The 22,556-nt window shown below is 70.0% G+C and carries 16 protein-coding genes, 1 tRNA gene and 1 pseudogene; 3 read left to right on the plus strand and 15 right to left on the minus strand.

Annotation, left to right across the window (positions count from 1 at the left end):
* The first annotated feature begins 2 nt into the window (after positions 1-2).
* Positions 3-1,184, plus strand: a complete 1,182-nt coding sequence (locus AC2W7E_RS01560; RefSeq protein WP_485988410.1) for a DUF4232 domain-containing protein — start codon at positions 3-5, stop codon at positions 1,182-1,184.
* A gap of 15 nt (positions 1,185-1,199) precedes the next feature.
* Here the strand turns inward: AC2W7E_RS01560 and AC2W7E_RS01565 are convergent, their stop codons facing one another.
* The 7 genes and pseudogenes from AC2W7E_RS01565 to polA all read right to left on the minus strand — a co-directional run bounded on the left by AC2W7E_RS01565 (position 1,200) and on the right by polA (position 10,462).
* Positions 1,200-2,012 carry an arginase family protein gene (locus AC2W7E_RS01565; protein ID WP_085607511.1) on the minus strand — a complete coding sequence of 271 codons (813 nt, stop codon included), beginning with the start codon at positions 2,010-2,012 and terminating at the stop codon, positions 1,200-1,202.
* 57 nt (positions 2,013-2,069) lie between these two features.
* Positions 2,070-2,815 (minus strand): annotated as a pseudogene (locus AC2W7E_RS01570) (formylglycine-generating enzyme family protein).
* A gap of 19 nt (positions 2,816-2,834) precedes the next feature.
* Positions 2,835-3,590 (minus strand): SGNH/GDSL hydrolase family protein, encoded by a 756-nt coding sequence (locus AC2W7E_RS01575; RefSeq protein WP_485988411.1) that lies wholly within the window; start codon positions 3,588-3,590, stop codon positions 2,835-2,837.
* Positions 3,591-3,618: 28 nt separating this feature from the next.
* A complete protein-coding gene (locus AC2W7E_RS01580; protein ID WP_126893183.1) occupies positions 3,619-4,971 on the minus strand; it encodes an MFS transporter in 1,353 nt (450 codons plus the stop codon).
* A 51-nt stretch (positions 4,972-5,022) separates the two neighbouring features.
* Positions 5,023-6,057 carry an LLM class flavin-dependent oxidoreductase gene (locus AC2W7E_RS01585; protein ID WP_485988412.1) on the minus strand — a complete coding sequence of 345 codons (1,035 nt, stop codon included), beginning with the start codon at positions 6,055-6,057 and terminating at the stop codon, positions 5,023-5,025.
* Between the two features lie 55 nt (positions 6,058-6,112).
* The gene (locus AC2W7E_RS01590; RefSeq protein ID WP_025103465.1) at positions 6,113-7,789 is read right to left on the minus strand and encodes a DUF885 domain-containing protein; all 1,677 of its coding nucleotides are present in this window, start codon (positions 7,787-7,789) and stop codon (positions 6,113-6,115) included.
* Positions 7,790-7,828: 39 nt separating this feature from the next.
* The gene (gene polA, locus AC2W7E_RS01595; protein WP_485988413.1) at positions 7,829-10,462 is read right to left on the minus strand and encodes a DNA polymerase I; all 2,634 of its coding nucleotides are present in this window, start codon (positions 10,460-10,462) and stop codon (positions 7,829-7,831) included.
* 45 nt (positions 10,463-10,507) lie between these two features.
* Here polA and AC2W7E_RS01600 point away from each other — a divergent pair, with 45 nt between their 5' ends.
* Entirely contained in the window at positions 10,508-10,936 is a 429-nt protein-coding gene (locus AC2W7E_RS01600) for a hotdog fold thioesterase (protein WP_062634544.1), read from the plus strand.
* Here the strand turns inward: AC2W7E_RS01600 and AC2W7E_RS01605 are convergent.
* Together AC2W7E_RS01605 and AC2W7E_RS01610 are read right to left on the minus strand one after the other, a co-directional pair.
* Complete coding sequence (locus AC2W7E_RS01605; RefSeq protein WP_062634542.1) at positions 10,911-11,474, minus strand: GNAT family N-acetyltransferase; 564 nt, start codon at positions 11,472-11,474, stop codon at positions 10,911-10,913. The genes AC2W7E_RS01600 and AC2W7E_RS01605 overlap by 26 nt on opposite strands.
* 9 nt (positions 11,475-11,483) lie before the next feature.
* Positions 11,484-12,101, minus strand: a complete 618-nt coding sequence (locus AC2W7E_RS01610; RefSeq protein WP_025103469.1) for an ANTAR domain-containing response regulator — start codon at positions 12,099-12,101, stop codon at positions 11,484-11,486.
* A 100-nt stretch (positions 12,102-12,201) separates the two neighbouring features.
* On the opposite strand from AC2W7E_RS01610, the gene AC2W7E_RS01615 reads away from it, so the two are divergent.
* Positions 12,202-12,287 (plus strand) — tRNA-Leu (locus AC2W7E_RS01615).
* A 22-nt stretch (positions 12,288-12,309) separates the two neighbouring features.
* On the opposite strand, the gene AC2W7E_RS01620 is transcribed toward AC2W7E_RS01615, so the two are convergent.
* The 6 genes from AC2W7E_RS01620 to lgt form a co-directional block, all read right to left on the minus strand.
* Positions 12,310-13,020, minus strand: a complete 711-nt coding sequence (locus tag AC2W7E_RS01620) for an esterase/lipase family protein (RefSeq protein WP_126893179.1) — start codon at positions 13,018-13,020, stop codon at positions 12,310-12,312.
* Positions 12,960-13,766, minus strand: coding sequence for an alpha/beta fold hydrolase (locus tag AC2W7E_RS01625; RefSeq protein WP_485988414.1), 807 nt, complete (start codon positions 13,764-13,766; stop codon positions 12,960-12,962). Before AC2W7E_RS01625 ends, AC2W7E_RS01620 begins: the two co-directional genes overlap by 61 nt.
* Positions 13,767-13,876: 110 nt before the next feature.
* Complete coding sequence (gene pyk, locus AC2W7E_RS01630; RefSeq protein ID WP_025103472.1) at positions 13,877-15,325, minus strand: pyruvate kinase; 1,449 nt, start codon at positions 15,323-15,325, stop codon at positions 13,877-13,879.
* A gap of 56 nt (positions 15,326-15,381) precedes the next feature.
* Complete coding sequence (locus AC2W7E_RS01635; protein ID WP_025103473.1) at positions 15,382-16,848, minus strand: glutamate synthase subunit beta; 1,467 nt, start codon at positions 16,846-16,848, stop codon at positions 15,382-15,384.
* The gene (gene gltB, locus AC2W7E_RS01640) at positions 16,841-21,364 is read right to left on the minus strand and encodes a glutamate synthase large subunit (RefSeq protein ID WP_485988583.1); all 4,524 of its coding nucleotides are present in this window, start codon (positions 21,362-21,364) and stop codon (positions 16,841-16,843) included. The genes AC2W7E_RS01635 and gltB overlap by 8 nt, the downstream gene beginning before the upstream one ends.
* A gap of 142 nt (positions 21,365-21,506) precedes the next feature.
* Positions 21,507-22,556: a prolipoprotein diacylglyceryl transferase gene (gene lgt, locus AC2W7E_RS01645; protein ID WP_485988415.1), complete on the minus strand. Its 1,050-nt coding sequence runs from the start codon at positions 22,554-22,556 to the stop codon at positions 21,507-21,509.

Genomic DNA, 22,556 nt, shown 5'->3' on the forward strand with positions numbered 1-22,556 from the left:
GCATGGCCTCCGCTCCCCCGTCGACCGCCCCCGTCTCGAGCGCCCGAGACGGCCGCACGAGGCCACCGGTGACGGCGGGGCTGCTCGCCGGCCTGCTCCTCGGCGCACTCTGGATCGTCTCCGGCGCCATCGCTCGACTGACCGGTTCCGACATCGTTCTGACGCGGTTGCTGAGCTTCGCCGGTATCGGACCGCTGCAGAGTCATGCCTGGCTGCTCCCCGGTGCGTGGGGCGTCCTCGTGCTGACGGTGACGGCCGCCATGCTCTGCAGCGTCGTCTGGATCGTGGCACGCGGAGCACGGGGCGTCGGCCGGGCTCCCGCGTTCCTCGTGCTCTGGTTCGGTGCCGTCCTCGCCGGAACGGTCGTCGGGCTGTGCGACGACGTCACCCGGGTCCTGTCCTTCCTCCCTCTCTCGGGCCTGCACGGTCTCACGGCTGCGGTCGTCGAGTCCGCGCCGGACACTGCCTACTGGGGACTCGCCTGGGGCTGGATCCCCGCCTGGGCATTCTCGCGCAGGGCCGGTGAGGAATCTGCGCGGCAGTGGTCCCCGGGCCTTCTCGGTGTCACCCTCGCGAGCGTGGTCGCTCTCGTCGTGGTCGGGAGCCTGGCCGATGCCGCGTGGCAGCGCCAGATCGTCGAGGAGAACGCCGCGCTGCAGGGCGCCTCCGACGAGACGGGAGCCTTCGTCGATCCGGCGGCTGTGGGCGACCCTGTGCCGGAGCGCGCCCCGGGGGTCTCGACACCCCAGCTTCCCGCGGGCGCCTGCACACTCGACCGAGCCACACTGCTGCTCGGAACAGCCGACGGGGCCACGGGGCACCGCGCCCAGAGCATCCGGCTGATGAACGTCGGTGAGGAGCCCTGCGTGGTCGAGGGGTATCCCGACATCGCGTTCGCGGACCAGAACGGCCATGCGCTCGTCGTCGAGGTGCGCCCCGGTTCCTCATTCCTGGCGACCGACCCCGGTATCGCGCCCGTCACGGTGCCGCCCGGCGGCGAGGCGACCGCGGTGATCGGCTGGGATGCCAATGCCACGGACGGCGCTCTCGTCGCCCGCGCCCTGCATGCCGCCGTGCTCCCCGGACTCGACCGCGGCTCGTGGCCGGTCGAGCTCGACATCGTCTCGGGCTCCGAGGTCGAGATCACCGCATGGCACCTCGGCGCCGCACCCGCCGCGCCGTGACGGCACTCCGCGCCGTCAGCGCAGCAGGTGCTGGACCGTCTCCACGATCAACTCGACGCTGACGCGCTCCGGCACCTCCGCGTCGCCCGCCTCGAACTCGGCGAGCTCCACGCCGCGGACGTCGGCGACCGGAATGGCGGCGAACAGCGCGGCCACCTGGTGCGGCAGCAGACCGTCGCCGACCCGATAGGCCGCGGGGATGTAGCCGGGCTCCAGGACGTCCCAGTCGACATGGATCCACACCGGTCGCCCGGCGATGAGAGCGCTCAGCCGCTCCGGCGTGCTCTCCGCGGGGCTGAGGACGGTCACTCCCGCGCCGGCGAGGAGCTCTCCCTCGGCGGGGTCGATGTCCCGGCCGCCGACGACGATGACCTGCCGCGGGTCGATGCCCGCCCCGTGGCCGCTGTCCCACAGCCCGCAGGCGGCGGCGAGGACCATGCCGCCGAGGTAGCCGGAGTCGGTGGTGTCCGGCGTGTTGAAGTCGCCATGCGCATCGATCCAGAGCACCACCGCGTCGGGGTGGTGCTCGGCGACGCTCGGTAGCGTTCCCAGGCTCGCCGCACACGTGTTCGTCACGAGGAGCGGCGTCGTCTCCCCCGTGATCGCCTCCTGCACCGCGGCACGGAGGCCCGCGAGCGTGTCCGAGGCCTCGGGCAGCGCAACCGACCAGTCGTCGAGCCGACCGGGCTCCGGAGTGCCGACCACGACGGGCTCCCGCCGGAGAAGCGAGGACAGGGCGTCGGCGACGCGGCGCGCCCCGACGAGGGCTCCGTCCGTGCGGTCGGCGACGCGACCCTGGTTGAGGATGAGCGCGAAGGGCCTGGTCATCCGCTCAGTCTCCCACCCGGCACAGACCACGGCCAAAACCGCCGCACCCGGCCTGCACTAACGCCGGCGCGGCGTCCATCCCGACGGGAGCCCTCCGTCGACGAAGGCGCGGTCCCGGTCTGCCGCCGCCGACCAGCCCTGCGCCTCCTCCTCGGTGTCGAAGGCGCCGCGGGCCACGCGGAAGCCGACGTCCTCGTGGTGCATGCGCGGCGCTCCCCCACGGCGGACCGAGGCGCGGACGCTCCAGGCGTCGTCGGCGAACCCGCCGCCGCGGAAGACCCGGTAGTCGTCGTACCGCGCGGGGTCGAGGAGGTCCCAGCACCATTCCCACACGTTCCCGAGCGTGTCGAACAGCCCGTGCAGGTTCGGGAGCTTCCCGCCCACGTCCTGCGGCGTACCGACTCCGTCGGCAGCGGTCCACGCGGCCTCGGCCAGCGGGGCGTAGTGCGGCCCGGTGGAACCGGCGCGGCAGGCGTACTCCCACTCGGCCTCGGTCGGAATGCGGTAGCCGTCCGCCGTGGTGTCCCAGGCCACATCCTCACCCTCGAAGTGGTAGACGGGATCGAGCCCTCCCACTCCGAGGCGGCGTTGCAGAAGTGGACGGCCCGCAGCCAGCTCACGTCGGCGACCGGGCGACGAGGATGACGTGACGGGGTGCCCAGGACCTCGGTGACCTGTTCTTCGGTCACCGAGAAGACACCGAGGGCGAAGGGTTCGAGTTCCACGGTGCGGCGCGTGCGTCGCCGGGCGTCGTGCAGCGTCACCGTGCCGGCGGCGAGACGGACGAGCTCGATATCGCTCATGCGCGGGGTACGGCGACGCTCACGCCGGAGACCGTTCGACCCAGGTGGGGTACTTCGCTGCGCGGCCGTCTCCGGACGAGGTCCTCGTCACGCGTCGACGCACCCAGGGCCCGACGAACTCCCGGTAGTAGGGCAGACCCGCGGGGCCGGCGGTCCAGCGATCGAGCGGCGCCCACCAGGCTGCCGGCGGCTCGAAGCCGAGTCCATGCAGCACGCGGGCCGCGACACGATGGTGTCCGGCCGCGTTCATATGAAGCCGGTCCTCCGACCAGTACGCGGGCTTCGAGAGCTCCGTGTCCGGCCAGTTGAGGGCGCGGATCACGTCGGGGCGATCCTCGATCCGCCGCAGGACCGCCTCGGAGAGCAGGTCGCCTCGGCGCTGCACGAGGGAGCCCATCGGAAGCTGCCCGCTGGGGTTGGCACCGGAGAGCAGGATCATCGTCACGCCCTCCTCGTCACACCGTCGCAGCACCCGGCTGAACGCATCGGCGATGTGCTCCACGTCGGTCCGCGGCCGCAGCATGTCGTTGCCTCCGCCGTTGAACGACAGGTGCGTGGGACGCAGGGCCAGGGCGGGTTCGAGCTGCTCCTCGACGATCGGCCAGGCCAGCTTGCCTCGGATCGCCAGGTTCGCGTACTGGATGGGGTGCCCCGCGGCATCCGCCCATCCCTGCGCGGCGATGTCGGCCCAGCCGCGCTCGCGCCCATCGGGGAGCACATCGCCCACGCCTTCGGTGAAGGAGTCGCCTATCGCGACGAAACGTACATCAGCCACGCGCCCAGCCTATTCCCGGTCCCGGACGTCACCGGTCGTCCAGCGCCGCTCCGCTCCGGTCGACGAGTCCCCAGGCGGCGGCCGCCGCGACGAGGAAGCAGGCCGCGAACACGACGAACAGCAGCGGAGCGCCGCCGGCGACGAGGAGGACCGGAACGGCGAGGGGCGCCACGATGGAGGCGATGCGTCCGACCCCGGCGGCCCAGCCCGCCCCGGTGCCGCGCAGCGAGGTCGGGTAGATCTCGGGCGTCACCGCGTACAGCGCGCCCCACGCGCCGAGGGTGAAGAACGACAGGGCCATGCCGGCGCCGATGATCATCGGCACGGTCGTGGCGGTGCCGAAGACGACGGCCGACGCGGTCGCCCCCAGCAGGAAGACCGAGAGTGTGATGCGGCGTCCCCACACCTCGATGAGCCAGGCCGCCACGGCGTAGCCCGGAAGCTGCGCGAGCGTGATGATGAGGGTGAAGCCGAACGAACGGACGAGGTCGAATCCGGCATCCACGAGAATGCTGGGGATCCAGATGAAGGCCCCGTAGTAGGCGAAGTTCACGGCCAGCCACACGAGCCAGAGGCACGCCGTCCTCACGCGGAACTCCGCGTTCCAGAGGGTCGCGAGCCGTGCCCGTGCCGTCTTCGCGATGGCCCGCGACGCCGGTTCCTTCCGGAGGGGCGGCGTGTACTCGACTCCCGCGTCGGCCTCGAAGGCCGCCACGATGCGATCCGCTTCCGCAATGCGTCCGCGGGACGCCAGCCAGCGCGGCGACTCGGGCAGACCCCACCGCACGACGAGGGCGTAGACCGCGGGGATCGCGCCGAGCGCGAAGGCCCATCGCCAGCCCGCCTCGGAGGCGGGGATCACGAAGTATCCGATCAGGGCCGATGCCGTCCAGCCGACGGCCCAGAACGCTTCCAGGATGACGATCAGCCGTCCGCGGATGCGCGCGGGAGCGAACTCGCTCACGTAGGTCGAGGCGACCGGCAGCTCCGCGCCGAGCCCGAGGCCGACGAAGAAACGCAGCACGAGCAGGGCCGCCACTCCCCCGACCAGAGCACTCGCTCCGGTGGCCACGCCGTAGATGAGCAGCGTGAGGGCGAACACCTGGCGGCGGCCGAAGCGGTCCGCAAGAAGACCGCCGAGGGTCGCGCCGACCGCCATGCCGACGAAGCCGAGCGAGGCGATCCATCCGGCCTCCCCCTTCGTGAGATCCCACTGCTGTGAGAGCGCCGCGATGATGAAGGAGATGAGTCCGACGTCCATCGCGTCGAGCGCCCAGCCGACGCCGGAGCCCGTGAGCAGGCGCAGGTGCCGGCGGGTGAACGGGAGGACGTCGAGGCGCTCGGCGAGCGAGGTGCGGCTCGGCAGGGCGGTATCGGCCATGATTCTCATCGTAGGGCCGCCCGTCCCGCCGAGCCGCGAGATGACGCCCGCTCAGTCGCGGTCGCCGAGGAGCTTCCGCACCCGAGGGATCACCTCGGTGCCGTACAGCTCGATACTGCGCATCATCGACTCGTGCGAGAGGGTTCCCGTCGCGTACTTGAGGTCGAAGCGGCCGAGCCCGAGGGTCGTGATCGTGTCGGCGATCTTCGCCGCCACGCGCTCCGGCGAGCCGGCATAGAGGGAGCCCTCGGGACCGATGTCGTTCTGGAAACGCGCGCGGCTGTAGGGCGGCCAGCCGCGCTCGCGACCGATGGTGTTGTTCATCGCCTCGAAGCCCGGGTAGGCCTCGTCCCATGCCTCCGCGTCGGTGGGCGCGATGTGTCCCGGCGAGTGCACGGCCACCGGGTGAGGGGTCGTCCCGAAGGAGGCGACCGAGCGGTGGTACAGGTCGATGAACGGCTTGAATCGCCCGGCCGGGCCGCCGATGATCGCCAGCATGAGGCCGAGACCGTGACGCGCGACACGCACGACGGACTCGGGGCTGCCGCCCACGCCGACCCACGTGCGCAGACCCTTCTCGGTCTTCGGGAAGACGTCCGCGTTGTCGAGCGACGGCCGTAGCGACCCGGACCACGTCACGGGCTCCTCCTTGAGGAGCTCGACGAACAGCTCCAGCTTCTCCTCGAAGAGCCGGTCGTAATCGCGCAGGTCGTAGCCGAACAGCGGGAAGGACTCGATGAACGAACCGCGCCCGAGCACGACCTCCGCCCGCCCTCCGGACAGGGCGTCGAGAGTCGAGAAGCGCTCGAACACGCGCACCGGATCGTCCGAGGACAGCACGGTCACGGCGGTGCCCATCCGGATCCGCTCGGTACGGGCGGCGATCGCCGCGAGCACCATCTCCGGGGACGAGACCGCGAACTCGCGCCGATGGTGCTCCCCCACGCCGAAGAAGTCCACGCCGACCGTATCGGCCAGCTCCGCCTGGGCGACGACGTTCCGGATGGTCTGCGCGCCGCTGAGCAGCTCGCCGTCCTGATCTCGGGTGATGTCGCCGAACGTGTCCAGCCCGAACTCGATGTCCATGTCACACCTTCCTATTCAGGTGAATGGAACGCGCGGCGGGAGGCGGGCATTCCCATCACCGAGGCAGCAGAGCGCTCCGCAGCGTGTCCAGTCCGACGCCGCCGAGATCGAGGGCGCGCTTGTGGAAGCCCTTGAAGCTGAACGCGTCGCCCTCCGCCTGCTGGACGGCGTCGCGGACCTGCTCCCAGATGCGCTGACCGACCTTGTACGACGGCGCCTGACCCGGCCAGCCGAGGTACCGGTTGACCTCGAACTGCACGAACTGGTCCGACATGTTGACGTTGCGACGGAGGAAGTCGAGCGCGTAGTCGGCATCCCAGACGCCGTCACCGTCGAGACGGGGCTTGCCGAGGTGCACGCCGATGTCGAGGACCACGCGCGCCGCCCGCATCCGCTGCCCGTCCAGCATGCCGAGGCGATCCGCCGGGTCGTCCAGGTAACCGAGCTGCTCCATCAGTCGCTCCGCATACAGCGCCCAGCCCTCCGCGTGACCGGAGGTGCCGGCGAGCAGCCGTCGCCACGAGTTGAGCTCAGCGCGGTTGTACACGGCCTGGGCGATCTGCAGGTGATGCCCCGGCACACCCTCGTGGTACACGGTGGTGAGCTCGCGCCACGTGTCGAACTCGGTGACGCCCTCGGGGACTGACCACCACATGCGGCCGGGGCGCGAGAAGTCGTCGGTGGGGCCGGTGTAGTAGATCCCGCCCTCCTGCGTCGGCGCGATCATGCACTCCAGGGTGCGGATGGCCTCCGGGATGTCGAAGTGCGAGGCGCCGAGCTCGGCGACCGCGCGGTCGCTGGTCTCCTGCATCCACCGCTGGAGCGCCTCGGTGCCGACGAGCTTGCGGGCGGGGTCCGATTCCAGATGCGCGACGGCCTCCTCCACGGAGGCGCCGGGGAGGATTTCGTTCGCGATCGCCGTCTGCTCGGCCACCATGCGGGCGAGCTCTTCGCGACCCCACTCGTAGGTCTCGTCGAGGTCGATGGTGGCGCCGAGGAATCGACGGGAGTTGAGGGCGTAGAGGTCGCGCCCCACGGCGTCCGTCTCACCGGCCTCGGGCGCGAGCTCCTCGGCAAGGAAGCGCCGCAGCTCCCCGTACGCGACCCGCGCAGCCGCGGAGTTGTCCGCCAGGGTGCGGGCGAGCGAGGCGGGAAGCTGGCCTTCCTCGGGATCGGCGTGCGCGACGAACGCCGCGAAGAAGCCGTCGTCGGCGATGTAGCGGTCGATCTGCGTCGCGACCTCCGCGACCTGGCGTCGTGCAGGCGTCACGCCCTCGGCGATGCCCAGGCGCAGCGTCTCGACGTATCCGCGCAGCGCCGCGGGAACCGCGGAGAGCCGGGTGGAGATGACCTCCCAGTCCTCGACCGTCGCCGTGGGCATCAGGTCGAAGGCGGAGCGGACGTCCTGCGCGGCGGAGGCGATGACGTTCAGATCGCGCAGGTGCCACTTCGCTTCGTGCAGCTCGAGGTCGAGGCGCAGCTCCGCACTGAGGTCGGTCTTGGTCACCTCGTCGATCGCATCGACGGGCTCCAGCGCGGACAGCGTGTCGAGCGTGGCCCGCGTCGCCGCGGCGATCTCCTCATGACCTTCCGGGCTCAGATCGCCGAACCGGTCGTTGACCTCGGACCGACCGATGTAGGTGCCGAGAGTCGGCGCCAGGACGGCGATCGTGTCGACCCATTCATCGGCGACCCTGTCGATGGCGGAGGGGGTGCGGGGTGCTGAAGTCATACCTTCCAGCCTAATCCCCGCCTCCGTCGGCCACCGGGATCAGTGCGCGGCTTCGTTCCAGTCCCGACCGCGGCCCACCTGCACGTCGAGCGGCACGGAGAGCTGAGCGGCATCCCCCATCCGCGTGCGGACGATCTGCTCCACCGCATCCCACTCCCCTGCTGCGACCTCGACGACGAGTTCGTCGTGGATCTGCAGCAGCACCCGCGACTCCAGCTTCGCGGCGTGGAGGTCGTCGTGGATGTGGAACAGCGCGATCTTCATGATGTCGGCCGCGCTGCCCTGGATCGGGGCGTTGAGCGCCGCCCGCTCGGCGTTCTCCCGCAGCACGCGGTTGGGGCTCGCGAGATCGGGGAACGGCCGCCGACGCCCGAAGATCGTCTCGGTGTAGCCGACCTCCTTGGCCTTCATCACCGAGGCCCGCAGGTAGTCGCGGACCGCGCCGAACCGTGCGAAGTACTCGACCATGAGCTGCTTGGCCTCGGACTGCTCGATGCGCAGCTGCTTCGAGAGCCCGAATGCGGAGAGGCCGTAGACGAGTCCGTATGACATCGCCTTCACCTTGGTGCGCATCGCCGGCGTGACCTCGGACGGATCGACGCCGAACACGCGGGCGCCGACGAAGCGGTGGAGGTCTTCACCGCTGTTGAACGCCTCGATCAGCCCCTCGTCGCCCGAGAGGTGCGCCATGATCCGCATCTCGATCTGCGAGTAGTCGGCGGTGAGCAGGGTCTCGTAGCCCTCGCCGACCTCGAACGCGCTGCGGATGCGCCGCGACTCCTCGGTGCGGACCGGGATGTTCTGGAGGTTCGGATCGGTGCTGGACAGGCGCCCGGTCTGACTGCCCGTCTGCACATAGGTCGTGTGCACCCGGTGGTCCTCCCGGATCGCGGTGTCGAGGGACTCGATGATCTGCCGCAGCTTCGTCGCCTCACGGTGCTGCAGCAGCAGGCTGAGGAACGGGTGCGGGTGCGACTCCTGCAGGTCGGCGAGCACCGCGGCATCAGTCGAGTACCCGGTCTTCGTCTTGCGCGTCTTCGGGAGCTGCAGGTCTTCGAACAGCACCTCCTGGAGCTGCTTCGGCGACCCGAGATTGAACTCGCGACCGACGACCGAGAAGGCTTCCTGGGCCAGGGCGTCCGCTCGCGTCGCGAGCTCGGCCGAGAACGTCGACAGCACCTCGTGCGACACGGCGACACCGGCGAGCTCCATGTCGGCGAGTGTGCGGAGCGTCGGCAGCTCGATGTCGCGGAGCACGGCGTCGACCGGCTCCGGCAGATCGTTCCGCAGCGCCTCGGCCACCCGGAGGATGAACCATGCCTCCTGCGAGGGGGTGGCGCCCTCGGTCTCCGGCACGAGCTGCGACGGATCGGCCTCGGGGAGCTTCTCCCCCAGGTAGCGCTGCACGAGGTCGGACAGCGTCTTGTCGGGGAAGCTGGGGCGCAGCAGCCAGCCCGCGAGGCTCGTGTCGTAGGCGAGCCCGCCCAGACGGATACCCTGACGGAGCAACGCCTTCACCTGCGGCTTGGCGTCGTGCAGCACCTTCGGCGCCTTGGACTCCAGCCACGGGCGCAGCGCCGCGGCCGCCTCCTCCGACCAGTCGAGCTCGCGCAGCTCGCTCCCGGTGGCGACGCCGACGCGCACAGGTGCGCCCGACTGCACCACGACCCGGAGAGCGACGTCTCCGTCCTGCGCCGCGGCCCAGGTGGCCAGATCCGGGGCGGACACCTGTGCCGGCGTGGGCATCTCGACGACGGAGGCCGGGTCGTCGGCGACCTCGCCCGCTCCGACGGCCTCGAAGACCCGGGGCAGCAGCGTGCGGAACTCCAGCCGGGCGAAGATGTCGCGGACGGCCTCGGCGTCGATCGGGGCGACGGCGAGGTCGGCCGGGGCGACCGGCAGCTCCACGTCGGTCAGCAGGCGGTTGAGCTTGCGGTTGCGGCGGACGTCTTCGATGTGGTCGCGGAGGTTGCCGCCGACCACGCCCTTGATCTCACCGGCACGCTCGAGCAGTTCGTCGAGGGAGCCGAACTGCGTGAGCCACTTGACGGCCGTCTTCTCCCCCACCTTCGGCACGCCGGGGAGGTTGTCGCTGGTCTCACCCACGAGGGCGGCGATGTCCGGGTACTGCTCGGGACGGACGCCGTAGCGCTCCTGCACGGTCGCCGGGTCGTAGCGCTTGAGCTGCGAGACCCCCTGGACGGACGGATACAGCAGCGTGACGTCGTCGGTGACGAGCTGGATGGTGTCACGGTCTCCCGAGACCACGAGCACGTCGTAGCCCTGGGCCGCCCCCTGCGTGGAGAGGGTGGCGAGGATGTCGTCGGCCTCGATGCCCTCCTGCGTCAGCACCGGGATCGACATCGCCGCGAGGCAGTCCTGCAGCAGCGGGATCTGGCCCTTGAACTCCTGCGGCGTCTCGGACCGGGTGGCCTTGTACTCCGGATACTCGTCGGTGCGGAACGAGTGGCGGGAGGTGTCGAACGCGATCGCGAGATGCGTGGGCTGCTCGGCCTTGATCAGGTTGACCAGCATGGACAGGAAGCCGTAGATGGCGTTCGTGTGCTGGTTGTCCTTGGTGGTGAAGTTGTCGACCGGGAGGGCGAAGAAGGCCCGGTAGGCGAGCGAGTGGCCGTCGACGACCATGAGGGTAGGCTTTGCGGAGTCCGTCACCCTGTCAGCCTAACGAGGAGCACGGACACCCGCAGAGGAGGATGCATGAGCGAGGTCGCCACCAGCGAGGGACTCGAGTGGGCGGCCGCCCGCGGCATGGGAGCGCTGGCCGAGAAGATGGGCATGGAGTTCGTCGAGTTCGGCATCGACCGCTGTGTGGCCACGATGCCGGTGGAGGGCAACACCCAGCCGGTCGGTCTCATGCACGGCGGTGCCTACGTCGTGCTCGGCGAATCGCTCGGCTCCATGGCGGCCAACCTGCACGCGGGCGCCGGCCGCCTCGCTGTTGGCGTCGACATCAACGCCACGCACACCCGGTCGGCCACCTCGGGCGTGGTCACCGGAGTCTGCACGCCTGTGCACCTGGGGCGCAGCATCACGGTGCACGAGATCGTCGTGACCGACGATCAGGGCCGGCGCTGCTCGACGATCCGCATCACCAACATGATCAAGGACGCTCCCGCCGCGGGCTGAGCGGCTCCTCCAGCAGGAGCTGGAACAGGATGTGGTCCTGCCACTCCCCCGCGATCCGCAGGTACTTCGGGGCGATGCCGATGCGCTCGAAGCCGGTGGCGGCGAGGACCCGCTGCGAGGCGACGTTGTGGAGCAGCGTCGACGCCTGGAGGCGGTGCAGCCGCAGCTCGTCCCGCGCGTGCTCCGCCACGAGGGCGACCGCGCGCCCGGCGAGCCCGCGGCGCAGCCGGGTGGAATCGATCCAGTACCCGAGATCGGCGCTCCAGAACGCACCGCGCACGATGGTGTTCAGGTTGACCCGGCCGCGGATCTCGCCGTCGTCCGAGAGGATCACGAACCGGGAACTCCGCCCGAGGGCGGCCTCCGCGACGCACTGCTGCGCGTTCTGCTCCTGCCAGTCCTCGGTGAAGAACGCCTCGGAACGCGCCGGCTCCCACGGGGCGAGGTGCTCCCTGTTCGCGAGATACGCGCGCGCGAGCGCCGCACCGTCGCCGGCGCGGACCGGCCGCAGAACGTGCTCTGCGTCCAGCCGGAGCACCGGAGTGCCTTACTTCTTGGGAGCGAGCTGCTCGATGATCGCCTTGGCGACGTCCTGCATCGTCAGGCGGCGGTCCATCGACGCCTTCTGGATCCAGCGGAACGCCTCGGGCTCGCTCAGGCCCATCTTCTCGTTGAGGAGGCCCTTCGCACGGTCGACGAGCTTGCGGGTCTCGAAGCGCTCGACCATGTCGGCGACCTCGGCCTCGAGGGTGATGATCTGCTCGTGGCGGGCCAGGGCGATCTCGATCGCGGGGAGGAGATCGTTCGGGGTGAAGGGCTTCACGACGTAGGCCAGGGCTCCGGCCTCGCTCGCGCGCTCCACGAGCTCCTTCTGACTGAACGCGGTCAGCAGCACGACCGGGGCGATGTTGCCCTTGTGGAGCTTCTCGGCAGCGCTGATGCCGTCGAGCTGGGGCATCTTCACGTCCATGATGACGAGGTCGGGACGCAGCTCGGTGGCGAGGGCCACCGCCGTCTCGCCGTCGCCGGCCTCGCCGACGACATCGAAGCCGTTGTCGCGGAGGATCTCGACGATGTCGAGACGGATCAGCGACTCGTCTTCGGCGACGACGACGCGTCGGGGTGCGGATGCCGTGGGCTGCTCAGCCTGTTCTTGCTCGGTCACCCCTCCATCCTAACGGAGAGGTCCCCACCGCCGGCTGAAGACGGCGGGCGCGCGGGGAACCGTCCGTCGTCTGCGCTACAGTCGAAGTCGCGAGACACGGGCCGGCGTGGCGGAATGGCAGACGCGGAGCACTCAAAATGCTTTGTCCGAGAGGGCGTGTGGGTTCGAGTCCCACCGCCGGCACCAGCATCGCGGACCGCTCGCCCCGTCACTCGGCGAGGGCGGCGAGTTCGGCCATCACGCGGGGGTGGGCGAGGATGCGGAAGTGTCCGCCCGTCTCCAGGACGACGTTCTTGGCCCCGGCGAGCTCGCTCCCCTCGGGGATGTGCGGATCGAACGCGGCGTAGATCGAGACGATGCGCGCGTTCACGTCGAGCTCCCGCCCCAGCGCGACGATCGAGGGGTCGTCGGGCGCGAAGGCCCGCAGCACCCGTCCGGGCAGGAGCCGCGCGTAGCGGGAGCCTCCGAACGGCGTCGCGATGGCGAGCATGCCGCGGATCCGCGCCCCCTCCGGGCCGGTCATCACCAGCTTCCCGGCGAGACCGCCCTTGCTGTGGGCGACGAGGAACACGCCGGAGAGGTCGTGGGTTCGCAGGTAATCGGCCACCTGATCGGCCTCATCCTGCACCGGGAACTGGTTGCGGCGCAGCGCATCCACGACATGGACCGGGTGCCCCCGCTCGTGCAGCGCGACGATGAGCGGCTCCAGGAAGCGCCAGGTCTCGTAGACACCGGCGAGCACCACGAGCGGGGCGCGGTCTCCGGTGGTGAAGTCGTCCGCCTGGTCACGGCCGAAGAACGAGCGGACCTGCCAGAACCCCGCGTAGGCGTAGTCCGCGGCCCACCAGCCCAGGATCCTCAGGACGCTGATCGTGCCCTCCCCCGTCGGATGGCTGCGGCCGGCACCGCCGTCGGCCATGCTCCCGTCGTGTGGGCCAGGATCGCGGAAGCCACCGCCCGGGGCGCGGACTGCTGCGCGACATGATGGTGACCGGGGATCTCCACCAATCGCGAGACGGCCGCCTCGTCGCGCAGCCGCCGGCACCACGCGCGTCCTGCGATCGGATCGTCGCTCCCCCGGACGACGAGCACCGGCATGGTGAGAGCCGCAACCCTCTCCTCCAGGGGATACGCGAGCATGTGCCGGACCTGGCGGAGATACCACCGCACGCCGCAGCGCAGATAGTCGGTGAAGACGACCGTGTTGATCGCCGGGGTCTCGCCGACGGTGTCGACGGCCAGGGCCCGGGCCTGCGCGCCGAGAGTCCGGTGGGCGTCGTCGGTGACGGGTCCGATCGTCACGACGGTCCGGACGTACTCGGGATGCCGCAGCGCCGTCTCCACGGCCCACTGCACGCCCATCGAGTGCCCGACGAGCACGACGCGATCGTCGTCGAGGCTCGCCACCACCTGAGCCAGGCCTGCCGCCATCTGCGGGATGGAGACGTCGAACCGCGGCTTGGGCAGGCCGCCGAAGCCCGGGAGGTCGACGGAGACCACCCTCGTGGTGTCGGCGAGCACGGCGTGCAGCCGCGACAGGTACCGATGCGACATCCCGATCCCGTGCACGAGGACCACGGTCGGGGCGGTGCTGCCGGCGGGCCGCGGACTCTCCAGGATGCGGAACGTCAGCCCGGAGGTGACGAGGAGACGACGGAGGACCATGGCAGCACGCTAACCGAGGCCGCCGTCACGGCCGAGAGGCTTGACGCACCGGCCCGGAGATGACAGGGAGGGGCGAGGCCGAAGCCCCGCCCCTCCCGGAACGCCCTGCGTCAGACGCCGGCCTTGTAGATCGGCGCGGCGCCGCGGAGCGCATCGCCGACCTTGTGCACGCGCAGGTCGTTCGTGGAACCGATGATCCCGGGAGGGGACCCGGAGATGACGACGACCTTGTCCCCCTCGACGGCGAGGCCGTTCCCGAGGAGGTACTCGTCGACCTGGTGGTACATGAGGTCGGTGTGCTGCACCATGTCGACGAGGGTGGAGCGGAGACCCCAGGTCAGCGCCATACGACGACGGATGCCGGGCTCCGGCGTGAAGGCCAGCATCGGGATGCGGGAGCGCAGACGGGACAGGCGGCGCGCCGAGTCGCCCGACTGCGTGAACACGCACAGGAACTTGGCGTCCACGAACTCCGCGACCTCGAGGGCCGCGAGCGTGATGGCACCACCCTGCGTGCGGGGCTTCGTCGTGAGCGGCAGGATGCGCTCCAGACCGTGCTCCTCCGTCGACTCGATGATCCGGGCCATCGTCTCGACGACGACGACCGGGTAGTCGCCCACGCTGGTCTCGCCGGAGAGCATGACCGCGTCGGCACCGTCGAGGACGGCGTTGGCGACATCGGAGGTCTCGGCACGGGTCGGCACCGGGCTGTTGATCATCGACTCGAGCATCTGCGTCGCCACGATCACGGGCTTCGCGTTGCGACGGGCCAGCTCGACGGCGCGCTTCTGCACGATCGGGACGGCTTCGAGGGGCAGCTCCACGCCGAGGTCGCCACGGGCGACCATGATGCCGTCGAACGCGTCGACGATCTCTTCGAGCGCGTCGACGGCCTGCGGCTTCTCGATCTTGGCGATGACCGGGACGCGGACGCCCTCCTCCGCCATGATCTCGTGCACGCGGGTCACGTCCGAGGCGTTGCGCACGAACGACAGCGCGATGAGGTCGGCACCGGTCCGGAGGCCCCAGCGGAGGTCCTCCTCGTCCTTCTCGCTGAGCGCGGGGACGTTGACGGCGACGCCGGGCAGGTTGATGCCCTTGTTGTTCGAGACGGCGCCGGCGACGACGACACGCGTGGTGACGGTCACGCCGTCGGTCTCGACGACCTCGACGCGCACCTTGCCGTCGTCGATCAGCAGGAAGTCCCCGGGCTTGACGTCCTGAGGAAGGCCCTTGAACGTCGTGCCGCAGATCTCCTTGTTGCCGATGATGTCCTCGGTGGTGATCTTGAAGATGTCGCCCTTGGCGAGCTCGTAGGGTCCGTCCTCGAAGCGGCCCAGACGGATCTTCGGACCCTGGAGGTCCACGAGGATGGCGACGGCACGACCGGAGTCCTCCGCCGCACGGCGCACGTTCGCGTAGTTGTTCTCGTGCACGGAGTAGTCACCGTGGCTGAGGTTCAGTCGGGCGACGTCCACACCCGCATCGATCAGTGCGCGCACCGTCTCATACGTGGAAGTGGCGGGGCCCAGGGTGGCGACGATTTTCGCGCGTCTCAACATGTCTCCAGGGTAGAAGTGGGGGATTACAAACAGGCGACACTGCCGGCCTCAGCCTACGCGGGCTGGAGGCCGATCGCGACATCGCTCGGGCGCACCGGCTCCGGCAGCACGGTGGTGCCCATGAGGAAGCGGTCGACGTTCGCCGCCGCCGCCCGGCCCTCCGCGATCGCCCAGACGATGAGCGACTGCCCGCGGCCCGCGTCCCCGGCGACGAACACGCCGGGGATCGACGACTCGTAGCTCGCGGCGCGACGGAAGGCGCCGCGCTCGGTCACCTCCGGCCGGGTGTCCTCGGTGTAGCCGTCCTGCTCCGGCCCGGTGAAGCCCATCGCGATGAGCACGAGGTCGGCCGGGATCTCCCGCTCCGTGCCGCTCTTGGGCACGCGGCGGCCGTCGATGTACTCGGTCTCGGCCACGCGGAGCGCGCGGACCTCGCCCACGTCGTTCGACAGGAACTCCACGGTCGAGGCGAGGAAGACCCGCTCCCCGCCCTCCTCGTGAGCCGAGGCCACCTCGAAGATCGTCGGCATCATCGGCCACGGCTGGTGATCCGGCCGCGTCTCGCTCGGCTGCTTGCCGATGGCGAGGTTGGTGACGCTGAGCGCGCCCTGGCGGTGCGCGGTGCCGATGCAGTCGGCGCCCGTGTCGCCGCCGCCGATGACGATGACGTGCTTGCCCTCGGCGGTGATCTGGTCCGGGACGGTGTCGCCGGCGACCGCGTGGTTCGACTCGACGAGGTACTCCATCGCGAAGTGGACGCCGTCGAGGTCGCGACCGGGGATCGGCAGGTCGCGCGGGACCGTGGCGCCGGTGGCGATCACGACCGCGTCGTACCGCGCGCGCAGGTCGGCCCAGGAGATGTCCTTGCCGATCTCGACGCCGGCGCGGAACCGCGTGCCCTCCTCCTGCATCTGGCGCAGGCGGGCCTCGAGCTGGCTCTTCTCCATCTTGAAGTCCGGGATGCCGTAGCGCAGCAGGCCGCCGATGCGGTCGTCCCGCTCGAAGACGGCGACGGTGTGGCCGGCGCGGGTGAGCTGCTGGGCGGCGGCGAGACCGGCGGGGCCCGAGCCCACGACGGCCACGGTCTTGCCCGTCAGACGCTCCGGCGGCTCCGGCTCGACCCAGCCCTTGGCGAAGGCCTCGTCGATGATGGAGACCTCGATCTGCTTGATGGTCACGGCCGGCTGGTTGATGCCGAGGACGCACGAGCTCTCGCACGGGGCCGGGCAGAGCCGTCCGGTGAACTCCGGGAAGTTGTTCGTCGCGTGCAGCCGCTCGATCGCCGCGCGGCCCTCCCCGCGCCAGGTGAGGTCGTTCCACTCCGGGATGAGGTTGCCCAGGGGGCAGCCGGAGTGGCAGAAGGGCACGCCGCAATCCATGCAGCGACTGGCCTGGCGACGGAGCACCGCCTTGTCGCCGGGCTCGTACACCTCTTTCCAGTCCATGATGCGCACGGGCACCGGACGGCGAGCGGGAAGTTCCCGCTCGGTCACCTTCAGAAAGCCTTTGGGGTCAGCCACCGGTCACCTCCAGGATGCGGTTCCAGACGATGTCGCCGTCAGGGTCGATCCCCTCGGCCAGTGCCTCCTCGCGCATGCTGCGCACGGCGGCGAAGTCGCGCGGGAGCACCTTCACGAACTCCGCCGCGCTGGCGTCGAAGTCCTCCAGCAGGGCGGCGGCGCGCGGGGACGCCGTGCGCTCCACATGCTCCACGAGCAGCCCGCGCAGCACTTCGAGGTCGGCGCGGTCCAGCGGCTCGAGCCGCAGCTCGCCGCTGCCGAGCGACTGCGCGTTGACCTTCGCGGTGTCCAGAGCGTGCACGTAGGCCACTCCCCCGGACATGCCGGCGCCGAAGTTGCGGCCGGTCGATCCGAGGATCACCGCGAGGCCGCCGGTCATGTACTCGAGCGCGTGGTCGCCCACGCCCTCGACCACCGCGGTCGCACCGGAGTTGCGGACGAGGAAGCGCTCGCCCACCACACCGGAGATGAACATGGTGCCGGACGTGGCGCCGTACCCGATCACGTTGCCCGCGATGACGTTCTCGTGCGGGGCGATCGCGGAGCCGCGGGGCGGCCGGATCGTGATGTCCCCACCGGAGAGTCCCTTGCCGACGTAGTCGTTCGCGTCGCCCTCCAGCCGGAGGATGATGCCCGGCGGAAGGAACGCCCCGAGCGACTGTCCCGCCGTGCCGGTGAGGGTGACGTCGATGGTCTCCTTCGGCAGACCGGTGGCGCCGTGACGCGAGGTCACCTGGTGTCCGAGCATCGTGCCCACCGCGCGCTCGGTATTGGCGATCGGGAGCTCCACCACGACGGGGTCGCCGTTCAGCAGCGCTCCCTTCGCGATGTCGATGAGCTGCACGTCGAAGTGCTTGTCGAGTTCGTGGTCCTGGGCGCGGCCGCTGCGACGCGGCTCGCCCGCGGGGAACGCCGGTCCCTCCAGCACCGGGCTGAGGTCGAGTCCCTCGGCCTTCCAGTGCGCGATCGCCGCGTTGGTCTCCAGGAGCTCGGTGCGACCGACGATCTCGTCGATCGAGCGGTAGCCGAGCTCGGCGAGCAGCTCGCGCACCTCCTCGGCGATGAACTCCATGAAGTTCACGACGAACTCGGGCTTGCCGGTGAACCGGTCGCGCAGGACGGGGTTCTGCGTCGCGACGCCCACCGGACAGGTGTCGAGGTGGCAGACGCGCATCATGATGCAGCCGCTGACCACGAGGGGCGCGGTGGCGAAGCCGAACTCCTCGGCACCGAGCAGGGCGCCGATGATGACGTCCCGTCCGGTCTTGAGCTGCCCGTCGACCTGCACGACGACGCGGTCGCGCATGCCGTTGAGCATGAGCGTCTGCTGCGTCTCCGCGAGGCCGAGCTCCCACGGCGTTCCCGCGTGCTTCAGCGAGTTCAGCGGGCTCGCGCCCGTACCGCCGTCGTGACCGGACACGAGAATGACATCGCTGAGCGCCTTGGCGACACCGGCCGAGACCGCGCCGATGCCGGACTGGCTGACGAGCTTCGTGTGGATGCGCGCCTCGGGGTTCGCCCGCTTCAGGTCGAAGATGAGCTGCTTGAGGTCTTCGATCGAGTAGATGTCGTGATGCGGCGGCGGCGAGATGAGGCCGACCCCCGCGGTGGCGTGCCGGGTGCGCGCGACCCAGGGGTACACCTTGGTCGGCGGGAGCTGACCGCCCTCACCGGGCTTCGCGCCCTGGGCGAGCTTGATCTGGATGTCGTCCGCCTCGGTGAGGTAGAGGCTCGTGACGCCGAATCGACCCGAGGCCACCTGCTTGATCGCACTGCGCCGCTCGGGGTCGACGAGACGGTCGGGGTCTTCCCCGCCCTCCCCCGTGTTCGACTTGCCGCCGATCCGGTTCATCGCGATCGCGAGCGTCTCGTGCGCCTCCTTGGAGATGGAGCCGTAGCTCATCGCCCCCGTGGAGAAGCGCTTGACGATCGCCGAGACGGGCTCGACCTCGTCCAGCGGCACGGGCTTGCGCGTGCCGGTCCGCAGCGAGAACAGGCCGCGCAGCGTCTTCAGCTCGGCCGCCTGGTCGTCGACGAGCTTCGTGTATTCGCGGAAGATGTCGTAACGGCGGGTCCGCGTGGAGTGCTGGAGCTTGAACACCGTCTCCGGGTTGAAGAGATGCGGAGAGCCGTCGCGGCGCCACTGATACTCGCCACCGGTCCACAGCCGCTCATGGGCACGGGCCGCGGCGTCCTCCGGGTAGGCGTAGTCGTGGCGGGCCTGGTTCTCGGCGAAGATCTCCTCGATCCCGATGCCGCCCAGCTTCGACTCGGTACGCGTGAAGTAGGCGTCGATGAACTCCTGGCTGAGGCCGACCGCCTCGAACACCTGCGCGCCCGCATAGGACGACACCGTGGAGATGCCCATCTTCGACATGATCTTCAGCACGCCCTTGCCGAGCGCGTAGATGAGGTTCTTCACGGCCTTCTCCGGGGAGATGCCCGTGATGTAGCCGGTCCGCACGAGGTGCTCGACCGTCTCCATGGCGAGGTAGGGGTTGATCGCCGAAGCGCCGTAGCCGATGAGCGTCGCGACGTGGTGCACCTCGCGCACGTCGCCGGCTTCGACGATCAGACCGACCTTCATCCGGTTCTCGCGCCGGATGAGGTGGTGGTGGATCGCCGACACCATGAGCAGCGACGGGATCGGGACGAGATCCTTGTTCGAGTCGCGGTCGGACAGGATGATGAACTCCGCGCCGTCCTCGATCGCCTGATCGACCTCGGCGCACATCTCGGTGAGGCGCTCGGCGAGGGTGTGGGGTCCTGCGTCGAAGTGGTAGAGGCCGCGGATCGTGGCGCTCGAACGCCCGGGCAGGGCCTTGTCGATGTGCCGGATCTTCGCGAGCTCGTCGTTGTCGATGACCGGGAAGTCGAGCGACACCGTGCGGGTGTGCTCCGGACCCCAGGTCAGCAGATTGACCTCAGGGCCCAGACCGAGCTTGAGACTCGTGACAACCTCTTCGCGGATCGAGTCGAGCGGCGGGTTGGTCACCTGCGCGAACTGCTGCGTGAAGTAGTCGAAGAGCAGCCGCGGGCGCTTGCTGAGCACGGCGATCGGGGTGTCCGATCCCATGGCGCCCAGCGGCTCGACACCCGTCTGGCCCATCGGGGTGAGGAGGATGCGGACCTCCTCCTCCGTGTACCCGAAGGTGCGCTGCCGCCGGGTGATCGAGGCCGGCGGGTGCACGATGTGCTCGCGCTCGGGGAGGTCGGCCAGGCGGACGGAACCGGCGTCGAGCCACTCCTGCCACGGGTGCATCGTCGCGAGATCGTGCTTGATCTCCTCATCCTCGACGATCCGGCGCTGGGCCGTGTCGACGAGGAACATCTTGCCGGGCTGCAGCCGGCCGCGTCGCTTGATGCGCTCCGGCGCGAAGTGCAGCACGCCGGTCTCGGAGCCGATGACGACGAGCCCGTCGGTGGTCTCCGTCCAACGTCCGGGGCGCAGGCCGTTGCGGTCCAGGGTCGCGCCGACGAGCGTGCCGTCGGTGAAGATGAGGGCGGCCGGGCCGTCCCACGGCTCCATCTGGTTGGAGTGGTACTCGTAGAACGCGCGCAGCTCCGGCGAGATGTCGGCCTGCTTCTCGTAAGCCTCCGGCACCATCATCATGATCGCGTGCGGCAGGCTGCGGCCGGTGAGGGTGAGCAGCTCCAGCACCTCGTCGAACGAGGCGGAGTCGCTGGCGCCGTCGGTGCAGATGGGCAGCAGGGGCGAGATGTCGCCGAGGAGCTCGGACTCGAGCTGCGACTGGCGGGCGCGCATCCAGTTGCGGTTGCCGCCGACGGTGTTGATCTCGCCGTTGTGGGCCAGCATCCGCAGCGGCTGCGCGAGCGGCCACGAGGGGAACGTGTTCGTCGAGTACCGCGAGTGCACGACGGCGAGCTCGGAGGCGAAGCGCTCGTCCTGCAGATCCGGGTAGAACGGCTCGAGCTGGAGCGTGGTGACCATGCCCTTGTAGCCGAGCGTGCGGCTGGACAGGGAGACGAAGTAGGCGCCGAGCTCGTGGCCCGCGCGCTTGCGGAGGCGATAGGCGACGCGGTCGAGCGCGATGCCGGTCAGCGGCGCATCGGCGAGGGTGGCGCCGCCGGCGCTCACGAAGAGCTGCTCGAAGGCGGGACGGGCCTCGTCGGCGAGCTTGCCGAGGTTCTCGTTGGCCGTGGGGACCTCGCGCCAGCCGAGGACGCGGAGCCCCTCCGCGCGGGCGATCTTCTCGATCCCGGCCTTCTGCTGGCGGCGCTCGCTCGAATCGCGAGGCAGGAAGGCCAGCCCGGCCGCGTACTCCCCCACGGGCGGCAGTTCGAAGCCGGTGACCGCGCGGAGGAATTCGTCCGGCATCTGGGTGAGGATGCCGGCTCCGTCCCCGGTGCCCGCGTCGGACCCGATGGCCCCGCGGTGCTCCAGGTTGCGCAGGGCCTCGAGGGCCAGCGCGATGATGTCGTGCCCGGCTTCGCCGCGCAGCGTTGCGACCATGGCCAGGCCGCAGGCGTCCTTCTCGAACGCCGGGTTGTACATGCCCTGCTTCGGGGGGTATGCGCCGGAGGCGCCGTAAGGGGGCTGGAAGTACACCAGTTACCGTCCTCAGATCTTCAGTGAAACCCGGGGACGTCGTCGGCCCGCTCGTTCAGTGCAATGGTTCTCCCGCCGCGAGTCGGCGTTATCGGGAGCCGTCCCCGCTCGAGGGAGCAGCGCTTGTGGCAGTGGCTCCGGCGGCGACTTCTTCGGCCGGAGGCTCGCTCACGTCCACGAAATCAGAGGGATTGTCCTGCGATTGTACATCAGCGTCCACGTCCTTCCGTCCGCGGCCCGGCTGGTACGGCGAGGGCTCGAGACCGGGGTGACGGCGCGTCTGCACCACGAGGATGACGAGGCCGACGACGACGCCGATGATGGCAGCCCAGACGTTGCTGCGCAGGCCGAGGATGATCTCGCTCGGGTCGATGCGGATCGACTCCCACAGGATGCGTCCGGCGCTGTACCAGATGAGGTAGATCGCGAAGAGGCGCCCCCACTGGAAGAACAGCTTGCGTCCGAGCCACAGCAGCACGAGGACTCCGAGCCCGTTCCAGATGACCTCGTAGAGGAACGTCGGGTGGAACAGTGTGCCCTCGGGAAGGCCGGGAGGGAAGGCCGAGTTGTCGGACGGGATCTCCAGACCCCACGGCAGGTCGGTCGGCAGGCCGTAGAGCTCCTTGTTGAACCAGTTGCCGAACCGGCCCATCGCCTGGGCGAGGAGCAGTCCGGGAGCCAGCGCGTCCGCGAACGTCCAGAAGCGGATGCCCGTCCACCGGCAGCCCAGGTAGGCGCCGACGGCACCGCCGATGAGCGCACCGAAGATCGCGATGCCGCCCTCCCAGATCGCCCACACCGTTCCGGAGTGCCACTGGACTCCGTTCTCGAACGTGACCAGGACCCAGGGATTGGCCCCTTCGCCGAAGTAGAAGTTCGGGTGGGTGACGACGTGGAAGATGCGTGCGCCGACGATCGCGAGCGGCACGGCGAGAATGGAGATGTCGATGACCACCCACGGCTCCGCGCCGCGCTTGGTGAGACGGTGGTTCGTCATCAGCACGGCGACGATGATGCCGGCGATGATGCACAGCGCGTAGAAGTGGATCCGGAGCGGGCCGAGATCGAAGTACGACACGGACGGGCTCGGGATGCTGGCGAGCACGCCGGCGGCGGTGCTGTGGAGCGCGGAGGACAT

Source organism: Microbacterium sp. CFSPD4_SD4, from assembly GCF_057364585.1.

Excerpts from the sequence above, each read along its gene's own strand:
- AC2W7E_RS01600 (WP_062634544.1), top strand. The coding sequence starts at position 10,508 with ATGAGCGAGGTCGCCACCAGCGAGGGACTCGAGTGGGCGGCCGCCCGC.
- gltB (WP_485988583.1), bottom strand. The coding sequence starts at position 21,364 with ATGTACAACCCGGCGTTCGAGAAGGACGCCTGCGGCCTGGCCATGGTC.
- AC2W7E_RS01565 (WP_085607511.1), bottom strand. The coding sequence starts at position 2,012 with ATGACCAGGCCCTTCGCGCTCATCCTCAACCAGGGTCGCGTCGCCGAC.
- AC2W7E_RS01560 (WP_485988410.1), top strand. The coding sequence starts at position 3 with ATGGCCTCCGCTCCCCCGTCGACCGCCCCCGTCTCGAGCGCCCGAGAC.
- AC2W7E_RS01620 (WP_126893179.1), bottom strand. The coding sequence starts at position 13,020 with ATGGCCGACGGCGGTGCCGGCCGCAGCCATCCGACGGGGGAGGGCACG.
- AC2W7E_RS01625 (WP_485988414.1), bottom strand. The coding sequence starts at position 13,766 with ATGGTCCTCCGTCGTCTCCTCGTCACCTCCGGGCTGACGTTCCGCATC.
- lgt (WP_485988415.1), bottom strand. The coding sequence starts at position 22,556 with ATGTCCTCCGCGCTCCACAGCACCGCCGCCGGCGTGCTCGCCAGCATC.
- AC2W7E_RS01585 (WP_485988412.1), bottom strand. The coding sequence starts at position 6,057 with ATGGACATCGAGTTCGGGCTGGACACGTTCGGCGACATCACCCGAGAT.
- AC2W7E_RS01580 (WP_126893183.1), bottom strand. The coding sequence starts at position 4,971 with ATGGCCGATACCGCCCTGCCGAGCCGCACCTCGCTCGCCGAGCGCCTC.
- AC2W7E_RS01590 (WP_025103465.1), bottom strand. The coding sequence starts at position 7,789 with ATGACTTCAGCACCCCGCACCCCCTCCGCCATCGACAGGGTCGCCGAT.